Consider the following 15732-nt stretch of genomic DNA (forward strand, 5'->3'; position numbering starts at 1 on the left):
CAACGATGGGCACGGCACCGCGGATGGCGGTTTCACGAAATATGACTTCGATTGCTTTGGCTTTGGCGACGGCATCACTATAGTGAACACTGTTCAATTGAACGCCGTTCAAGCATGAAGCGCGTAAGGAAACTCCCATGACCAATCCTTCCCCCCTCTCGATACGAGGCGGCGCCCGGCAGCTTGACGCCACCGGGCTTGCACGGGTCGCCGTCTTCGCGGCGCTTGTCGCCGTGCTGGGCCTGCCGGGTGGCTTCTCCCTCGCCGGCGGTGTCCCGATCACCGTCCAGACCCTCGGGGTGATGCTCGCCGGCGCCATTCTCGGGCCGCGGCTTGGTGCCCTCTCGATGGCAGTGCTGCTGGCTCTGGTCGCGATCGGCCTGCCCCTGCTTGCCGGCGGCCGTGGCGGCATCGGCGTGTTCTTCGGACCATCGGCCGGCTACCTCATCGGCTGGATCGTCGGCTCGTTCGTCATCGGCCTGATCGTGCATGCGGGCGGACGCAAGCCTGTGCTGTGGCGAACGATCCTCGGCATGCTCGTCGGCGGGATCCTGGTGATCTATGCCGTGGGGATCCCGGTGCAGAGCATGGTGACGCGCCTGCCGCTGGGCGAGACCGCCATGCTGAGCCTCGCATTCCTCCCGGGTGACCTCGTGAAGGCCGTGGCCGCGACGGTCATCGTCATGACGCTGGTCCGGGCCTACCCGCGCGCCTTCAAACGCGTATGGGCCCCCAAGGCGGCACCGGTTCCGGAAAGAGTCCGATGATTGTCCCGGTAAGCGGTGCCGACCCGGGCCTACTCGAGCGCATCCACCGGATCCGTGAGGCAGGGGATGTGCCGCTCGTCGGCGATGCCCGATGGCCGAAGTTGCAGTGGGAGGCCACCGTCGCGGCAGCTGCAGCGGCGGAGCTTCCCGACGGGACGGCCTGGGCGACGCTCACCTCCGGCAGCAGCGGCTCCCCGCGGATCGTGCTGCGCAGTGCCGAGTCGTGGTCGGACTCCTTCGCCGCCGTCGGCGCGTTCCTGGACGCAGGGCCTGGCGACACCGTGGCGCTGCCCGCCCCGCCCTCTTCCTCGCTCACCCTTTTTTCGCTCGCACACTCGCTTTCCGGCGGACCCCGCCCGGTGCTGCGTCCGACACCCGAGGCCGACGTCCTGCATGGTACCCCGCAGGCGCTTCGCGCGGTCCTCGACGCGGGCCCGCACCCGCGGCTGCGCGCGGCATTGATCGGCGGTTCCCACCTGGACCCGGCGCTCCGCCGCCGTGCCGAAGCGGCGGGTATCCGCGTGAGCGCATACTACGGTGCGGCCGAGCTGTCCTTCGTGGCCTGCGACGAGGGCGAGGGCCTGCGCCCGTTCCCCGGCGTCGAACTGGAGATCCGGGACGGGGAACTGTGGGTGCGCTCCCCCTATGTCGCCTCCGGATATGCAGGCGGCTCCGGCCCGCTGCGCCGTGACGGTGCGTGGGCGACGGTCGGCGACCGTGCAGCATGGGACGATGGCCGCCTGCGCCTGCTGGGCCGCGCCGACGAAGCAATCCTGAGCGCCTCCGCGACGATCGTGCCCGAAGAGGTCGAGGCCGTGCTGCGCTCGATTACCGGCGTCCGCGACGCGATCGTGTTCGGCCTGCCGCGCGAGCCCGTCGGAGCCCTGGTTTCCGCGTTGCTGGAACTTGAGGGCGATGCACCCGTTGATGTCCGTCCACATGCCGCGGCCCAGCTGGCCCCGGCGCACCGGCCACGCCGCTGGTTCGCCGGCCAGATCCCGCGCACCGCGTCGGGAAAGCCCGCGCGTGCCGAAGCCGTTCGCCGGGTCCTGGCCGGGGAGGTGCAGCCCCTTGTCATCCGCTAGCGATCCAGTCATCATCGCCGCCCGGCGCAGCCCCGTAGGCACCCGCGGACGCGCCCTGGCGCACCTGCGCGTCGAGGAGCTCGCGGCGCCCGTCATCCGGGCGGCCCTGGAAGACGCCGAAGCGGCGTACGGTTCGCCGATCACCGTGGCCGATGTGATCCTCGGGAACTGCATGGGCCCGGGCGGGAACCCCGGCCGCATTTCCGCGCTGGCGGCAGGACTGGGCCACGGGGTCCCCGGCGCAACCGTGGACCGGCAGTGCGGCAGCGGCCTCGCGGCTCTCCTCGATGCCGCGGCCGCGATCCACGCAGGTGACCGCCGGATACGCGTCGCCGGCGGCGTGGAGAGCGCTTCCACCGCACCCGTGCGCTCGGTGGACGGCATCGCCTACGGCCGTGCGCCATTTACGCCCGCCGGCTTCGAGGACCCGGAGATGACCCGGGCCGCCGAGGACCTCGCCGAACACGACGGCATCCCCCGCGCCCGCCAGGACGCCCATGCCGCGCGCAGCCACTCCCGAGCCCGCGCGGCGGTTTCCGCCGGCCGCTTCGATGCCGAACTCGTGCCGCTGTCCGGGCTCCACTACGACGACGCGATCGGCGGGGCGGAGCGGCTGCTCCCCCGGTTGCCCGCACTCTTCCCCGGCGGCACGCTCACCGCGGGCACCGCCACGCGCATCGGGGACGGCGCCGCCGCCCTGGTACTGGGACCCGCGGGTTGCGCACCCGGGCTCGCGATCCGCGCCTCCGCCGTTTTCGGCTGCGATCCGGCGCTTCCCGGCATCGGGGCCGCCGGCGCCATCCAGGACGCCCTGCACTCGGCGGGATGGAAACTGGCCGATGTCCATGCGCTGGAAATCGTCGAGGCCTTCGCCGCACAGTCCCTGGCCGTGCTGGACCGGATCGGGATCGCGGAGGACGACCCGCGCCTGTGTGCCGATGGCGGCGCGCTGGCGCTCGGCCATCCCTGGGGTGCCAGCGGCGCGATCGCCGTGGTGCGCCTCTTCAGCCGCCTGGTGCGCGCCGGGGCGCCGGCGGGAACCCGCGGGGTCGCCGCGGCATCGATTGGCGGCGGCATGGGCATCGCCGCAGTGCTGGAGGTGGTTCGATGAGCACCACGGCAATCCACCTCAGGGACGTCGGGATGCGTCTGGGCGACGTTGACGTGCTGCAGGATGTTTCCCTCGATCTGGACGCACGCACCGTGGCGGTCATCGGGGAGAACGGCTCGGGCAAGTCCTCGTTCGCCAGGCTGATCGGCGGCCTGGCCACCAGGACCTCGGGCGAGCTGGGCATCCTGGGGATCGACCCGAGCCGCCGGGCCGCCGAGCTGCGCCGGCGCATCGCCGTCGTCTTCAGCAACCCCGACGCGCAGATCATCATGCCCACCGTCGGCGAGGACGTCGCCTTCTCGCTGCGCGCCGACAAGCTCCGCCCTGCAGAGCTTGGGCAACGGGTGGCCACGGCCATGGAACGCTTCGGCCTCGCGCATCTGGCCGAACGGCCCTCCCACGATCTCTCGGGCGGGCAGAAGCAGCTGCTCGCGCTGTGCGGCGCGTTCGTGCGCAACCCGGAGCTGGTGATCGCCGACGAGCCGACCGCCTACCTGGACGCACGCAACGCCCGACGGGTCGCCGACCACCTGTTCGAGGACGTCGGACACCGCCTGGTGCTTGTCACCCACGACCTCGCGCTGGCCGCGCGTTGCGACCAGGCGGTGATGTTCGCCGGCGGACGCATGGTCGGCGTCGGCGAACCCGACGCGATCATCGCCAGGTACGAGGCCGTGCTGCGGTGCTGACGCTCTACAAGCCGGGCACCGGCTGGCTGCACCGCATGCCCGCCGGCCCGAAGCTGCTGCTGGTCCTGGCGGTCGTGCTCGGAGTCTCGCTGCTGCCCTCGCATTGGTCTTCGGCGGCCATCGCCGCGGCGGCGGCCATCGGGGGCTACGCGGTGGCGGGCCTGGGACCCGGATGGTCCGGGATCCTGGAACTCGGCCGCCAGGTCCATGCGATCCGCTGGGTCATCGCGATCACCGCGCTCAGCCAGTTGGTCTTCCTGGGCCCGGAACCCGCGCTCGCCAACGTCGCCCGCCTCACCGCCGCGATAGCGATCGCCGCCCTGCTGGCACTCACCACCCGGGTGACAGCGCTGCTGGATGCCATCGAACGCGGGCTGCACCCGTTGGAACGACTGGGCCTGGACGCGCAGCGGATCGCGCTGCTGCTCACAGTGACGATCAGCACCATCCCGGTGCTGGGCCGCCGGGCGGGCGAGGTGCGCGATGCACAGCGGGCGCGCGGTGCCCGAAACAACCCGCGCACCTTCGTCGTCCCCTTTCTCATCGTGGCGCTCAAGCACGCGGACGAGCTCGGCGATGCGCTCACCGCGCGGGGTGTGCGATGAGCCTGGAGAGGCCGAACGTGCTGGGTCCGGCCGTCGATGGCCAGACGCGCTGCGTCCACTATCGAACCGAGCTCGACGTGATCGCGATCCAGTTCGCGTGCTGCCGCGAGTTCTACCCGTGCCACCTGTGCCACGCGGAGGCGGCCGACCATGATGCGGCGCAGTGGCCGGTGGATTCCCGCGACGAGCCGGCCGTGCTCTGCGGCGTCTGCGGCCACCTATTGGCGATCACCGAGTATCTCGATGTCGACTCGTGCACGCGTTGCGCAGCGACGTTCAACCCGGGATGCAAGCTGCACACGGAGCTGTACTTCCAGAATTGATTCGGTGCAGCAGGATCTGCTGCCCCGACTTTCGGGTGCCGGGCCAGGGCGCGCACTGCCGCGGGCCGCTGCCGTGCGATCAACCCCCCATTGCGCCCGAGGACTGTCCGCGCCCAGGGGTTCCATTGCCCGTGCCGGACTGCGAGCCTTGTTTCATCGGGCATGCACACCGCACATTTCACGAGGAGGGGCCCACATGCGTCGAATCATCAATTCAACCTATGTCTCGCTCGACGGAGTCGTCACCAACCCGCAGCATTGGCCCTCCCTGCCGGACCCGGGCGATGAAAAGGCCACGATCCAGCAGGAGCTCATCGAACAGTGCGACGCGGTGCTGCTGGGGAAGGACACCTACCTGGGTTTTGCCGAGGTCTGGCAGGGACACTCGGGGGACGCGTTCACCGATCGCATCAACACCATGCAGAAGTACGTCGTCTCCACCACCCTTCGGGAAACCACGTGGGACAACACCGCCATCATCGCAAACGACGTCGCCGCCGGCATTGCGCGCATCAAGGTCCAACCGGGCAAGGACATCTTGACCTATGGGTTCGGACGCCTCGCCGGCACGCTCATGGAGCATGGGCTGTTGGATGAGATCCGGCTGTGGATCCACCCGTTTTTCCTGGGCAATGCCCCCGAGGCAGGTCTTTTGATCCACCATACGGACGCGGCCCGGTTGCGGCTGAGCGGTTCACGGACCATGGCCAACGGCACCGTCATCCATTCCTACGCGGTGGAAAACGGTTCATAGCATCAGTTCCAACTGCCGGGATTCATGCAGAATTCCCACGCCCGCCCATCACCAACGTGCCGGATCACTGGATCGTCGATGTGAGATGCGACATGATCCGGCGCGCTCAACAGGAAATCCCACATCTCCGGCTGTTAGTCTCAAGGCCGTCCGAGCCATTTACGACCACCGGAAGACCGACAGTGCACCACGACCCCCAGAGTGATCCGCACCGCCTGACCCGACGCGGGCTGCTGTCCCTGGCGGTATTGGCCGCCGGAGGGGTCGCCCTCTCTCCCCTGCACTCCCCCACCGAGGACCCGGTGGCTGTCCCGAGGCCGCAAACTCCCGCTCCGACCGCAAAGCCGACGCCCAAGCCGACGCCAACGGCCAAGCCCGGCCCCCCGCCGTGGCGCCACCGCGATCCCTTGTTGACGACTCCGCTGAAACGGGCGGCCAACACCCGCGGCGCCATTTCGAGCTTCAAGGGGGCCTTCCCGGCAATGAACGTCAAGGCCGTGGTTCCCCTGCCCGGGCTGACCTCGGCACCGGTCCCCTGGCTTGCCGTGTCAATCGTCGGACCGGTCAACCAACTGCAGATCGTCAACCCCGATGCCGGGGCGCCAATGCACGTGGTGTCGATCCCCGGCAGCCACAACGGCGGGATCGAATCCCTGGTCTGGGACCGGGCCAGCAAGACCCTCTATCTGAGCACCAGTGGCAGCCTACTGTCCTGGAGCCCAACCAGCCCCAGGCAGGTGCGCCGGGTCGCGGTGGTTCCCGGGGCGACGGTGCTCTACGAATTGCGCCTGGATTCGGTCGGAAACGTGTGGGGAGGCACCTATCCAAACGGTGCAACCTTTACCTACACCGCGGCGACCAAGAAGATCCGGGCCCACTCCCGCGTCGCGGCCGACACCGATTACGTCAGACGCGTGGCCATCGGCCCCAACGACCAGGTCTGGGTCGGGACAGGTTCCCGCAACCCGCGGCTATTCACCTTCCCCGCAAGCCACCCCGGGCGCCGCACCGAGGTCCAGCTGCCCGACCCGATGCACAACGGCTTCATCTCCTCCATCGACGTGATCGGAAACCGCGTCGTAGTCACGGCCAGCGACATCACTGCCCAGTTGCTGCTGGACCCGGTCAGCAAGAAGTGGACGGGCAAGGTCGATCGGGTCTGGGGCGCCCGCCGCGCCTCGGCGGAAATCAAGGGCAGCGGGCAGAAGCCGGCCCAGGGCGGTGGGCGCGCTTCGGCCCAGGTCAAGGCCGGCGGGCGCATCTTCAACATCTCCAAGGGAATTCTCTACGCGACGGACACCGCGACGTGGCGGGACACCAAGCTCGGTCCGGTAGGCACCAGTGCACCCCTGGCACTACACGCCACCTCCAAGGCGGTGCTCGTGGCCAGCCAGATCCCCACGGGCCTGCGCCTCGAAACCTTCAACCTCGCCACCGGCAAGATCGACAAGGTGCGCACGGTTTCGCTCACCGACGGGGAATTCACGATCCAGTCGCTCATGGGGCACTCCGATGGAAAGGTGTATGTGGGCGGCTACATGGGTGACGGGCTGGCCGCGGTCAATCCCGACACGGGTGCACGCTGGCACTCCCCCGACGACGAAAGCCTCGTCAACCAGATTGAGGCCATGATCGAATTCGATGCCACGCGCAGCTACATCGGTTCCTACGGCTCGGCGGACATCATCAGCATGGACGGCTCAATGAAGGACAAGCCCGGGGGCTATGTGCGGCTTGAACGGCTGAGCCGCAAATACCACCAGTCCCGTCCGTTCGGCTGGGCCGTGAACTCACGCAACGTGTTCTTCGGCACCGTGCCGGACTACGGGCGGGCCGGCGGCGTGCTGGGAATGATCGATCCCCGCAGCAACAAGATCAGCTGGGTGCTCAACGGCGGCGGTGCCGGATTCGTCCGCGCCCACTCCATCATCGGCCTGGCAGCCGATGAGCGCTATGTCTTCGGGACATCGTCGGTGCGCAACGGCTACGGCATCCCGGACACCAAGGGACCGGCCAAGGTCTTCAAGTTGGAAATCGCCACGAAAAAGAAGGTCTGGGAAACCTCACCAGTCGCTTCTTCCGGTGCCCTCTATGCACCCAAGCTCATCGCCGGGTGGTTGGTGGTGGCCGACGTCGAGGGCCTGAACATCATCGATCCCGCCAACGGCAAACTCGTCCGGCGCCACCGCCTCACCCCGACTCGCAACGCCGCCCACCGCCCGGGATGGGCCAACGCCGACATCGCCCAGGTGGGCGACGGTTCCAAGCTCGTGCACAGCGCGACGGGCACCACCACGGTCGTGGATTTCCGCGCCGGCACCAAGGCGGTCATCGGGACCCCGAAGGGCAAGCAGCGCTTCGGTCCCCGACTGGCAGCCACTCCCTCGGGCAGGGTCTTTGGCTCCACCGAGAAGACTGTGCTGGTCGAACTCGACCTGCTCCCCCGCCCCGCAACGCCCACGCCCGCGCCCCCGAGGCCCTCGAAGGCACGACCACCGAAACCAGCACCAAGGCCGACGCCGTCGAGGGCGCCGCAACCCCCGCCAACACCGACGAGGGCACGGCAACCGAGTCCAACGCCCACACCCTCACCGTAGGGCACTTCCGATGGGTCACACTCACGTTGGGGGCACAACTATGTACTACGCCACGTAGAATAAAAGCATGACCTCTCGTAAGACCTGGATCGCATATTTCGCGATCGATGTGGTCCTTGTCCTGATCTTCGCGTTGAGCGGGCGGGGCTCCCACCAACATTCATTGACCATTCTGGGCGTGCTCCAGACCGCCGCGCCTTTCCTGCTGGCACTGGCCGCACTGACGCTGCTCTCACGCCCCTGGACCAACCACTCGCGCATCTGGCCCACCGGCATCCTCGTATGGCTCGGCACCGTCGCCTTGGGGCTATCCCTGCGCGTGCTGTTTGGCGCCACCGCCGCGGTGCCGTTCATCATTGTCGCAACGATTGTTCTCGGAGTGTTCCTGGTGGGACGCAGGGTAGCCACAAACCTTATAGCGCGCCGCCGCGTGCGCACGCCAACTTCCTGAACTAGGCTCAAATCAAGTTCAGAAAACCACCGCCCATAACCATCTGGAGGTACCCACGTGGTCACTGCATTCGTCATGATCCAAACCGCTTCTGACAGCATTCCCGAGTGCGCCGAAAAGATTTCGGACATCGAAGGCATCTCCGAGGTCTACTCGGTCGCCGGCGACTGGGATCTCATCGCCATCGCCCGGGTCCGCCACCACGAAGAGCTGGCCGAAGTCATCGCCAACAAACTATCCAAGGTTCCAGGCATCACCGGAACCCAAACACATATTGCGTTCCGGGCATATTCAAGCCACGACCTGGATGCTGCGTTCTCCCTCGGTCTCGAATAGCCACACTGCCGGTCCCCAGCTCATGAAAAGTGGCGGGTGTGCCGCTCGCCTCAACGGAGGCAAGCGGCACACCCGCCACTGCATTTAACCACCGCCTTGGACCCGCTCGGGTTTCCGGGCGCGCTCTGCTCGACCTCGGTTGCGGAACCGCACGACCAGCGGTGACCGCCAGAGTCCGCACGCTCCTGCCCAAAAAACCGCACGAGGCCCATCAGCGTCCGAAAAAGACATTCACGGGAGCTGGCCAACAAATCGGGCGCGGGGCCCCTGAAACGGCACTGGCGCGCCTCCCATCCGTACAAGATGGAGGACGCGCCAGGCGGCGTGCGGATCCGCACGCAAGAATTCCTAGGCCGTCGCCTTGACCCATTTCTCCAGGACCAGCCGGGCGGATCCGGAATCGATCGACTCCGCGGCCCTCACGACCGCCTTCCCTAAGCGATCCTGGACGGAGCCGGAGGCATCTTGGTCAAAGGCCACCAACCCGGCCGCGGCGTTGAGCAAGACGGCATCCCGGGCAGGGCCGCGGACACCGTCAAGCACGTCGCGCACCACCTGCGCGTTGTGCTGGGCGTCTCCCCCGCGCAGGTCGTCGAGCGTCACCCGTGCCATGCCGAGGTCCCGCGCATCGAAGCGCGACTCGGTGACCGTGCCGTCACGGACTTCCCAGACCCTGTTGTCGGCGGTCGTGGTCAGTTCGTCCAGTCCATCCTCGCCTCGGAAGACCAACGCACGAACTCCCCGCGCGGCCAGCACCCCTGCCATCAGCGGAGCCATGCGCAGGTCCGCGCAGCCAATCGCGGATGCAGTCGGCCCGGAGGGGTTGGTCAACGGCCCCATGAAGTTGAATGCCGTCGGCACCCCCAGCTCGCGCCTGGGCACTGCGGCGTTCCGCATTGAGGGGTGGAAGATGTTCGCGAAACAGAAAGTGATGTTCGCGGTGTCCAAGACAGCGTTCAGGTTTTCGATGGGAACGTCGAGTCGCACACCCAGGGCCTCGAGCACATCGGCGGAGCCCGAGGACGAAGAGGAGGCACGGTTCCCGTGCTTCACGATTCGGGCCCCTGCCCCGGCACACACCAGGGACGACATCGTGGAGATGTTTATGGTGTTCTGTCGGTCACCCCCGGTGCCCACGATGTCCAGGCGTTCGCCCTCGACGACCAGCGGCCTGGCATTGGCGATCATCGCCTCCACCAGGCCGGTGAGTTCGGCAACGGTCTCACCCTTGGATCTGAGCGCAACAAGGAAACCGGCCACCTGCGCATCGCTGGCATTGCCCGTCATCACCTCGCCCATGGCCCAATACGCTTGGTCCCTGTCGAGATCGCCGCGGGCGATCAGCGCAGAGAGGATTGATGGCCATGTGGGGAACTTTGGGTCCGTTCGAATCGTTGACACGCCACTAGGTTATCTACGAATCGTAGAAAGTCTGAAATGTTAATCCCGCGTGTTTCCGCGGCTGTAGGCGTGAAGCGGTGAAATTTCCCGCCACGCGGGGCTCAATGCATTGGTGTCAGAGGTACTTTTATAGACATAATGGCTCTGTGACAACTGCGACTCATGCCCTAATTGCCCCGGCGCATCCTGCGCCGAACCGTCCCAACATGGTGTCGGTAGGAACTGTCGTCTGGCTTGCCAGCGAGCTGATGTTCTTTGCCGCGCTTTTCGCCATGTACTTCACACTCCGCGCTGCATCGCCGGAAATGTGGGCGACCGAAACCGAGAAACTCAACGTTCCGTTCGCACTTATCAACACGATCATCCTGGTCTCGAGCTCGTTCTCCTGCCAGTTGGGTGTCTTCCGTGCCGAGGATCTTAAGCCTCGCCGCACCGGCGGACTGTTCAACTTGAAGGAATGGGGAATGGTTGAATGGTTCGTCCTGACCTTCATCCTCGGTGCCATCTTTGTTTCCGTTCAGGCCTACGAATACACCGAGCTCATTGCTCACGGCATTGCCTTGAACTCCAACGCCTACGGTTCCGTGTTCTACATGACCACCGGATTCCACGGCTTGCACGTGGCCGGCGGACTCATCGCCTTCCTGCTGATCATCGGACGTGCGCTTATTGCACGTAAGTTCGGTCACTACGAGGCAACCGGTGCGATTGTCGTGTCTTACTACTGGCACTTCGTCGACGTCGTGTGGATCGCCTTGTTCGCGATCATCTACTTCCTGAAGTAGCGCAACCAACAACGTTGCCTACTTCGGCAACTTCCCCGTTCTAAAAAATAAGTGAGGAACCAGCAAGTGAAGGCTCTTTCGCAAAGGCGCCGCCATCCACTCGCCGCCGTCGCACTGCTGTTGATGGGCCTGCTCATCACTGGAGGCCTGTACATGGCCGCCGGCAGCGTCAACGAGGCCAAGGCGGCTACAGGATTCAGCGCAAGTGACATCGAGGAGGGCAACAAGCTCTTCGTCGCCAACTGCGCTACCTGCCACGGTTTGAATGCAGAAGGATCCGCTGACGGTCCTTCGCTGATTGGCGTAGGCGCCGCTGCAGTCGACTTCCAGGTCGGAACCGGCCGTATGCCGATGCAGATGCAGGGGCCCCAGGCTCAGGCCAAGCCGGTACAGTTCGATGACGCCCAGATCTCCCAGCTCTCCGCATATGTGGCCAGCCTGGGTGCCGGACCGGCAATCCCGTCCGAGGACATGCTTGATACATCCCATGGCAACTCTGCCGCAGGCGGTACGGTTTTCCGCGTGAATTGCGCAATGTGTCACAACGCCGCCGCTGCCGGCGGCGCACTTACGCGCGGCAAGTTTGCCCCGGCCCTGGCCGGTGTATCCGAGAAGCACATCTACGAAGCCATGGTTACTGGCCCGCAGAACATGCCCGTCTTCAACGACTCGAACATCACTCCCGAAGAGAAGCGTGACGTGATCACCTTCCTGAAGGAAGTCGAAGCCCAGGGTTCGCCGGGCGGCGCCAAGCTCGGTTCGCTGGGTCCGGTCGCTGAAGGTCTCTTCATCTGGACCGCTGGTTTGGGCATCATCATTGCCTTCACCATCTGGCTCACCTCGCGTCCTTCCTAGGTCGCTGGCGGCCCGTGCCGCCACATCACTACGTACTAATGAATCTTGAGAAAAGGATGAGAGACAACATGGGCGACCATAGTCACGGCAGTCCGGACGACTCGGGCACCGTTGCTAAGGCTGGCACGGGAACCCTGGAGAAATTCCAGGATCCCGGCCTTCCGCCGCATCGGAAGCGCTTGGCAGATACCGACCCGCATGCAGAGAAGCGAGCAGAGCGTCAGGTAGCGCTGCTGTTTATCATCTCCATCGTCGGAACACTGTCGTTCTTTATTGCTTACTTCGTTCTCGGACGTCCGGAAAACATCTCGGAAATCCGCGTACAGAACGCGATGCTCGGCCTTGGCACCACTTTTGCCATGCTCGGCATCGGTATCGGTATTGTCCACTGGGCAAAGACCCTGATGCCGGACCACGAGATTTCCGAAATGCGTCACGAGATCACCGCTGAGGCTGATCGCAAGGACGCCGAGGAGATCATCAACCAGGTGATCGAAGAGACGGGCATCAAGCGCCGTCCATTGATTCGAAACACCCTCATCGGCGCCATGGCATTGGCTCCGATTCCCGCGATCTTCATGTTCCGCGACCTCGACCGTTCCGGCAAGAACGCCGGCGAAATGGTCGAGCAGCTGCGCCACACGATGTGGGACACGGACGTTCGCCTGACCCGCGATCCCTCCGGAACCCCCATCAAGGCATCGGATGTGCAGATTGGTTCGGCTTTCCACGTCATTCCCGAGGGACTTGACGAAGCCGAGGACATGCTCAACGAGAAGGCCAAGGCCGTTGTCTTGCTGATGCGCCTGGATCCATCGAAGATGCAGGTCTCCGAGGGACGCGAAGACTGGCACGTGGACGGCATCGTTGCCTACTCCAAGATCTGCACGCACGTCGGTTGCCCCGTGGCCCTCTACGAGCAGCAGACGCACCACTTGCTGTGCCCGTGCCACCAGTCGACCTTTGACCTCACGCAGGAATGCAAGGTCATCTTCGGCCCGGCCGGACGCGCGCTGCCTCAGCTGCCAATCACGGTTGACTCCAATGGCTTCCTGGTCGCCCAGAGCGATTTCCAGGAGCCTGTTGGACCGAGCTACTGGGAGCGTGGCTAATCCATGAGCACCACAACTGAGTACACTCCGAAGACTTCCACCGGACGCATTGCCAACTTCGTCGACCAGCGTGTCGGCGGATCGGTGATCGTCAAGGAATTCGGTCGCAAGATCTTCCCGGACCACTGGTCCTTCATGTTCGGCGAGGTGGCACTGTACACCTTCGTCCTGCTGTTGATCTCCGGAACGTTCCTGACGTTCTTCTTCGATCCGTCGATGGCACACGTCATCTACAACGGTTCGTACAACCCGCTCAAGGGCATCGGCATGTCCGCCGCATACTCCACGTCGCTGGATATTTCCTTCGACGTGCGTGGCGGTCTGTTCATGCGCCAGGTCCACCACTGGTCGGCGATCCTGTTCGTTGCCGCCGTGTCGGTCCACATGCTTCGCGTGTTCTTCACCGGTGCGTTCCGCAAGCCGCGCGAACTGAACTGGGTTGTCGGCGGCGTGCTGCTGATCCTGGCGATGGCTGCCGGCTTCACCGGTTACTCCCTCCCCGATGACTTGCTCTCCGGCAACGGCCTGCGCATCATCGACGGCGTCATCAAGTCGATCCCGCTGGTGGGCACCTACATTTCGCTCTTCCTCTTCGGTGGCGAATTCCCGGGCACGGTCATCATTCCGCGCCTGTACTCCCTGCACATCATGATTGTTCCGGCGCTCCTGCTGCTCATGGTCGGCATCCACCTGTTCATGGTGGTCGTGCACAAGCACACCCAGTACCCCGGCCCGGGCCGCACCAACGACAATGTCGTGGGCTTCCCTGTGGGTCCGGTCTACGCTGCCAAGGCAGGCGGGTTCTTCTTCATCGTCTTCGGCATCGTGGCTGCGATCTCCGGATTGCTGACCATCAACCCGATCTGGAACTACGGCCCGTATGACCCCTCGCCGGTCTCCGCCGGCACCCAGCCTGACTGGTACATCGGCTTCGTCGATGGCGCCCTGCGACTGATGCCGGGCGTGTTGGGCAACTTCTCCTTCGAGTGGCTCATCCCGTTCCCGTGGGGTACCAACACCCTGACGCTGAACGTCCTGATTCCGGCTCTTATCCCTGCCGGCATCATGTTCACGATCATGTTCGCATGGCCGTGGATCGAAAGCTGGGTCACCAAGGACAAGCGCGAACACCACCTGTTGGATCGCCCGCGCAACGCCCCGTTCCGTACGGGCATGGGTGTTGCAGGTGTCGTTTCCTACTGCGTGATGTGGGCAGCGGCCTCCTCCGACTTGATCGCCACCCACTTCCACGTGTCGTTGAACGACGTCACTTACTGGTTGCGAGTGCTGTTCTTCCTCGGCCCGATCCTCGGCTTCATCGTGGCCCGCCGCATCGCACTGTCGCTGCAGCGCAAGGACCGCGAGATCGTATTGCACGGTCGCGAAACCGGAATCATCGAAATGTCGCCGGAAGGCACCTTCTCGGAGCGCCACGAGGCGCTGGATGTCTACAAGCTGCACCAGCTGGTCAACTACGAGGACCGCAAGGTCATTCCGGCCCAGCCGAACGCGGCCGGCCACATCAGCGGCAGCGAAAAGCGCCGCGGCGCCCTGTCCAAGTTCTTCTTCGAGGATCGCGTAGCCCCGGTTACGCCTTCCGAGTTGGCAGCAGTGCATGCCGAACATGGACACGGACCGGCAGAAATCGAAGGTTCCTCCACGGAATCCATCGAAAAGTAGTATCTGCCAGGACTTCATCCTGACTGCGGGGCCCACCATTTGGTGGGCCCCGCAGTGTTTAACCCGCAGTTGCCCAGCCCGTCGCCGCCGGCGACAAGCTCCGCGGGACCGCAAGGCCTTCCCCCGTCCGCCAGCCGTCGGCCCGTTACTCGCGCCCGACAACAGGGCAGTCACCGACGCCACGCGCAGAAGCGTGGCCAACGTCGTAAGCCCGGAATCGGGCATACACGGGCCGATCCCGGTGCAACAATGGATGTGGGCATGCGGCGGTATATGCCACCGTTGAAATCGGCCACTCACGTCGCCGTGCTGCCAGCCCCCAGACGGCAACTCTACGATTCCAGGTGGACACCATGGAAAAGGCAAGCATCCGCTACATCGTCGATGACGTTTCCTCAGCCGTCAATTTCTACGTAGACCTTCTCGATTTCAGCGTGGACCTGTACACGTGAATATTTGACTCTTTGAGAGCCACCAATATTGCCGTTCGGAGCCACCCCGCCAAAACGCGAGTATTCTCCTTCAGAGCCATCAGTAACTCCTTTGAGAGCCGTCAATAGTGCGCATGGGGACCGTCCAGGGAAACGTGAAAATGCTCGATTGGAACCATTTGACCGTCAACGGGTGGCTGGCCCCACGACGCGAGTCGGCCCGTCCTCGACCGACTGCCCCGATTTCTCGGGAAAACTATCTACTCGGCTGATCGCGCGAAGCTCTGGAAGTGCCCTGCGGACTCCATTCTGCCGACGATCGGTGGGCTGTTGCCGGCAGCGCGCTACCGGGAAGCGTCTCTGCAAGCGGATCGAGCCCCTAGGAACGCCGCTGCGGCTCAACCTCACCGGTGTTCTGCAGGCGGTATCCGTAGAATGACTGCTGACATCGGCCCGGCTTGGCGGCCATGTCCAAGTGATCATGGACCAGATCATCCACAACACCACTTGGAGCGAAACCGGAACGTACAATTTCCGCGAAAAGATCGGTGCCGTTCAGCCCGGAACGGATCCGTTGCAGGCCGGAGGCTCCCGCCCGGGGAGCTACTGGCTCTCAACGGCAATTGTTGGCTCTGAAAGGTAATATCCGGTGGCTCTCGAATCTCTGGATATTCACACGGGCCCGGGCTTCGCGATCCTGGGACGGGGGGCCTTGCGGCTGATGCTCAGCGCCCCGGGCGGCACGGATGA

Annotated in this window: 15 protein-coding genes; 14 read left to right on the plus strand and 1 reads right to left on the minus strand. The window is 64.9% G+C overall.

The features are described from left to right. Positions 1-137 precede the first annotated feature (137 nt). The 10 genes from Q2T94_RS18370 to Q2T94_RS18415 all read left to right on the plus strand — a co-directional run bounded on the left by Q2T94_RS18370 (position 138) and on the right by Q2T94_RS18415 (position 8718). Entirely contained in the window at positions 138-767 is a 630-nt protein-coding gene (locus Q2T94_RS18370; protein ID WP_302266084.1) for a biotin transporter BioY, read from the plus strand. Continuing rightward, entirely contained in the window at positions 764-1852 is a 1089-nt protein-coding gene (locus tag Q2T94_RS18375) for a class I adenylate-forming enzyme family protein (RefSeq protein ID WP_302266085.1), read from the plus strand. Before Q2T94_RS18370 ends, Q2T94_RS18375 begins: the two co-directional genes overlap by 4 nt. Next, positions 1839-2963, plus strand: coding sequence for a thiolase family protein (locus tag Q2T94_RS18380; protein WP_302266086.1), 1125 nt, complete (start codon positions 1839-1841; stop codon positions 2961-2963). Before Q2T94_RS18375 ends, Q2T94_RS18380 begins: the two co-directional genes overlap by 14 nt. Further along, positions 2960-3652 carry an energy-coupling factor ABC transporter ATP-binding protein gene (locus tag Q2T94_RS18385; protein ID WP_302266087.1) on the plus strand — a complete coding sequence of 231 codons (693 nt, stop codon included), beginning with the start codon at positions 2960-2962 and terminating at the stop codon, positions 3650-3652. Before Q2T94_RS18380 ends, Q2T94_RS18385 begins: the two co-directional genes overlap by 4 nt. Next, positions 3646-4257 (plus strand): energy-coupling factor transporter transmembrane component T, encoded by a 612-nt coding sequence (locus tag Q2T94_RS18390; protein ID WP_302266088.1) that lies wholly within the window; start codon positions 3646-3648, stop codon positions 4255-4257. The genes Q2T94_RS18385 and Q2T94_RS18390 overlap by 7 nt, the downstream gene beginning before the upstream one ends. Next, a complete protein-coding gene (locus Q2T94_RS18395) occupies positions 4254-4580 on the plus strand; it encodes a CHY zinc finger protein (RefSeq protein WP_264271752.1) in 327 nt (108 codons plus the stop codon). Before Q2T94_RS18390 ends, Q2T94_RS18395 begins: the two co-directional genes overlap by 4 nt. 196 nt (positions 4581-4776) lie before the next feature. Beyond that, on the plus strand, positions 4777-5334 hold the full coding sequence (locus Q2T94_RS18400; protein ID WP_302266089.1) for a dihydrofolate reductase family protein: 558 nt from the start codon (positions 4777-4779) through the stop codon (positions 5332-5334). Positions 5335-5516: 182 nt separating this feature from the next. Continuing rightward, entirely contained in the window at positions 5517-7931 is a 2415-nt protein-coding gene (locus Q2T94_RS18405) for a hypothetical protein (protein ID WP_302266090.1), read from the plus strand. A gap of 67 nt (positions 7932-7998) precedes the next feature. Then, positions 7999-8382, plus strand: a complete 384-nt coding sequence (locus tag Q2T94_RS18410; RefSeq protein ID WP_302266091.1) for a DUF3054 domain-containing protein — start codon at positions 7999-8001, stop codon at positions 8380-8382. 57 nt (positions 8383-8439) lie between these two features. After that, complete coding sequence (locus Q2T94_RS18415; RefSeq protein WP_264271748.1) at positions 8440-8718, plus strand: Lrp/AsnC family transcriptional regulator; 279 nt, start codon at positions 8440-8442, stop codon at positions 8716-8718. A gap of 348 nt (positions 8719-9066) precedes the next feature. On the opposite strand, the gene trpD is transcribed toward Q2T94_RS18415, so the two are convergent. After that, a complete protein-coding gene (gene trpD / locus Q2T94_RS18420; protein WP_302266092.1) occupies positions 9067-10119 on the minus strand; it encodes an anthranilate phosphoribosyltransferase in 1053 nt (350 codons plus the stop codon). Positions 10120-10265: 146 nt separating this feature from the next. Here trpD and ctaE point away from each other — a divergent pair, with 146 nt between their 5' ends. The 4 genes from ctaE (at position 10266) to qcrB (ending at position 14551) form a co-directional block, all read left to right on the plus strand. Then, positions 10266-10904 carry an aa3-type cytochrome oxidase subunit III gene (gene ctaE / locus Q2T94_RS18425; protein WP_336245038.1) on the plus strand — a complete coding sequence of 213 codons (639 nt, stop codon included), beginning with the start codon at positions 10266-10268 and terminating at the stop codon, positions 10902-10904. 66 nt (positions 10905-10970) lie between these two features. Further along, on the plus strand, positions 10971-11759 hold the full coding sequence (qcrC, locus tag Q2T94_RS18430; RefSeq protein WP_264271745.1) for a cytochrome bc1 complex diheme cytochrome c subunit: 789 nt from the start codon (positions 10971-10973) through the stop codon (positions 11757-11759). A gap of 68 nt (positions 11760-11827) precedes the next feature. Continuing rightward, positions 11828-12871: a cytochrome bc1 complex Rieske iron-sulfur subunit gene (gene qcrA / locus Q2T94_RS18435; RefSeq protein ID WP_264271763.1), complete on the plus strand. Its 1044-nt coding sequence runs from the start codon at positions 11828-11830 to the stop codon at positions 12869-12871. Positions 12872-12874: 3 nt separating this feature from the next. Further along, positions 12875-14551 (plus strand): cytochrome bc1 complex cytochrome b subunit, encoded by a 1677-nt coding sequence (gene qcrB, locus Q2T94_RS18440; protein ID WP_264271744.1) that lies wholly within the window; start codon positions 12875-12877, stop codon positions 14549-14551. Positions 14552-15732: the final 1181 nt, after the last annotated feature.

This window comes from Paeniglutamicibacter sulfureus (genome assembly GCF_030512175.1).
GTDB lineage: Bacteria > Actinomycetota > Actinomycetes > Actinomycetales > Micrococcaceae > Paeniglutamicibacter > Paeniglutamicibacter sulfureus.

Coding starts and splice junctions, on each gene's coding strand:
- qcrA (WP_264271763.1), top strand. CDS start 11,828: ATGGGCGACCATAGTCACGGCAGTCCGGACGACTCGGGCACCGTTGCT.
- Q2T94_RS18410 (WP_302266091.1), top strand. CDS start 7,999: ATGACCTCTCGTAAGACCTGGATCGCATATTTCGCGATCGATGTGGTC.
- Q2T94_RS18395 (WP_264271752.1), top strand. CDS start 4,254: ATGAGCCTGGAGAGGCCGAACGTGCTGGGTCCGGCCGTCGATGGCCAG.
- qcrB (WP_264271744.1), top strand. CDS start 12,875: ATGAGCACCACAACTGAGTACACTCCGAAGACTTCCACCGGACGCATT.
- Q2T94_RS18375 (WP_302266085.1), top strand. CDS start 764: ATGATTGTCCCGGTAAGCGGTGCCGACCCGGGCCTACTCGAGCGCATC.
- Q2T94_RS18400 (WP_302266089.1), top strand. CDS start 4,777: ATGCGTCGAATCATCAATTCAACCTATGTCTCGCTCGACGGAGTCGTC.
- Q2T94_RS18385 (WP_302266087.1), top strand. CDS start 2,960: ATGAGCACCACGGCAATCCACCTCAGGGACGTCGGGATGCGTCTGGGC.
- Q2T94_RS18370 (WP_302266084.1), top strand. CDS start 138: ATGACCAATCCTTCCCCCCTCTCGATACGAGGCGGCGCCCGGCAGCTT.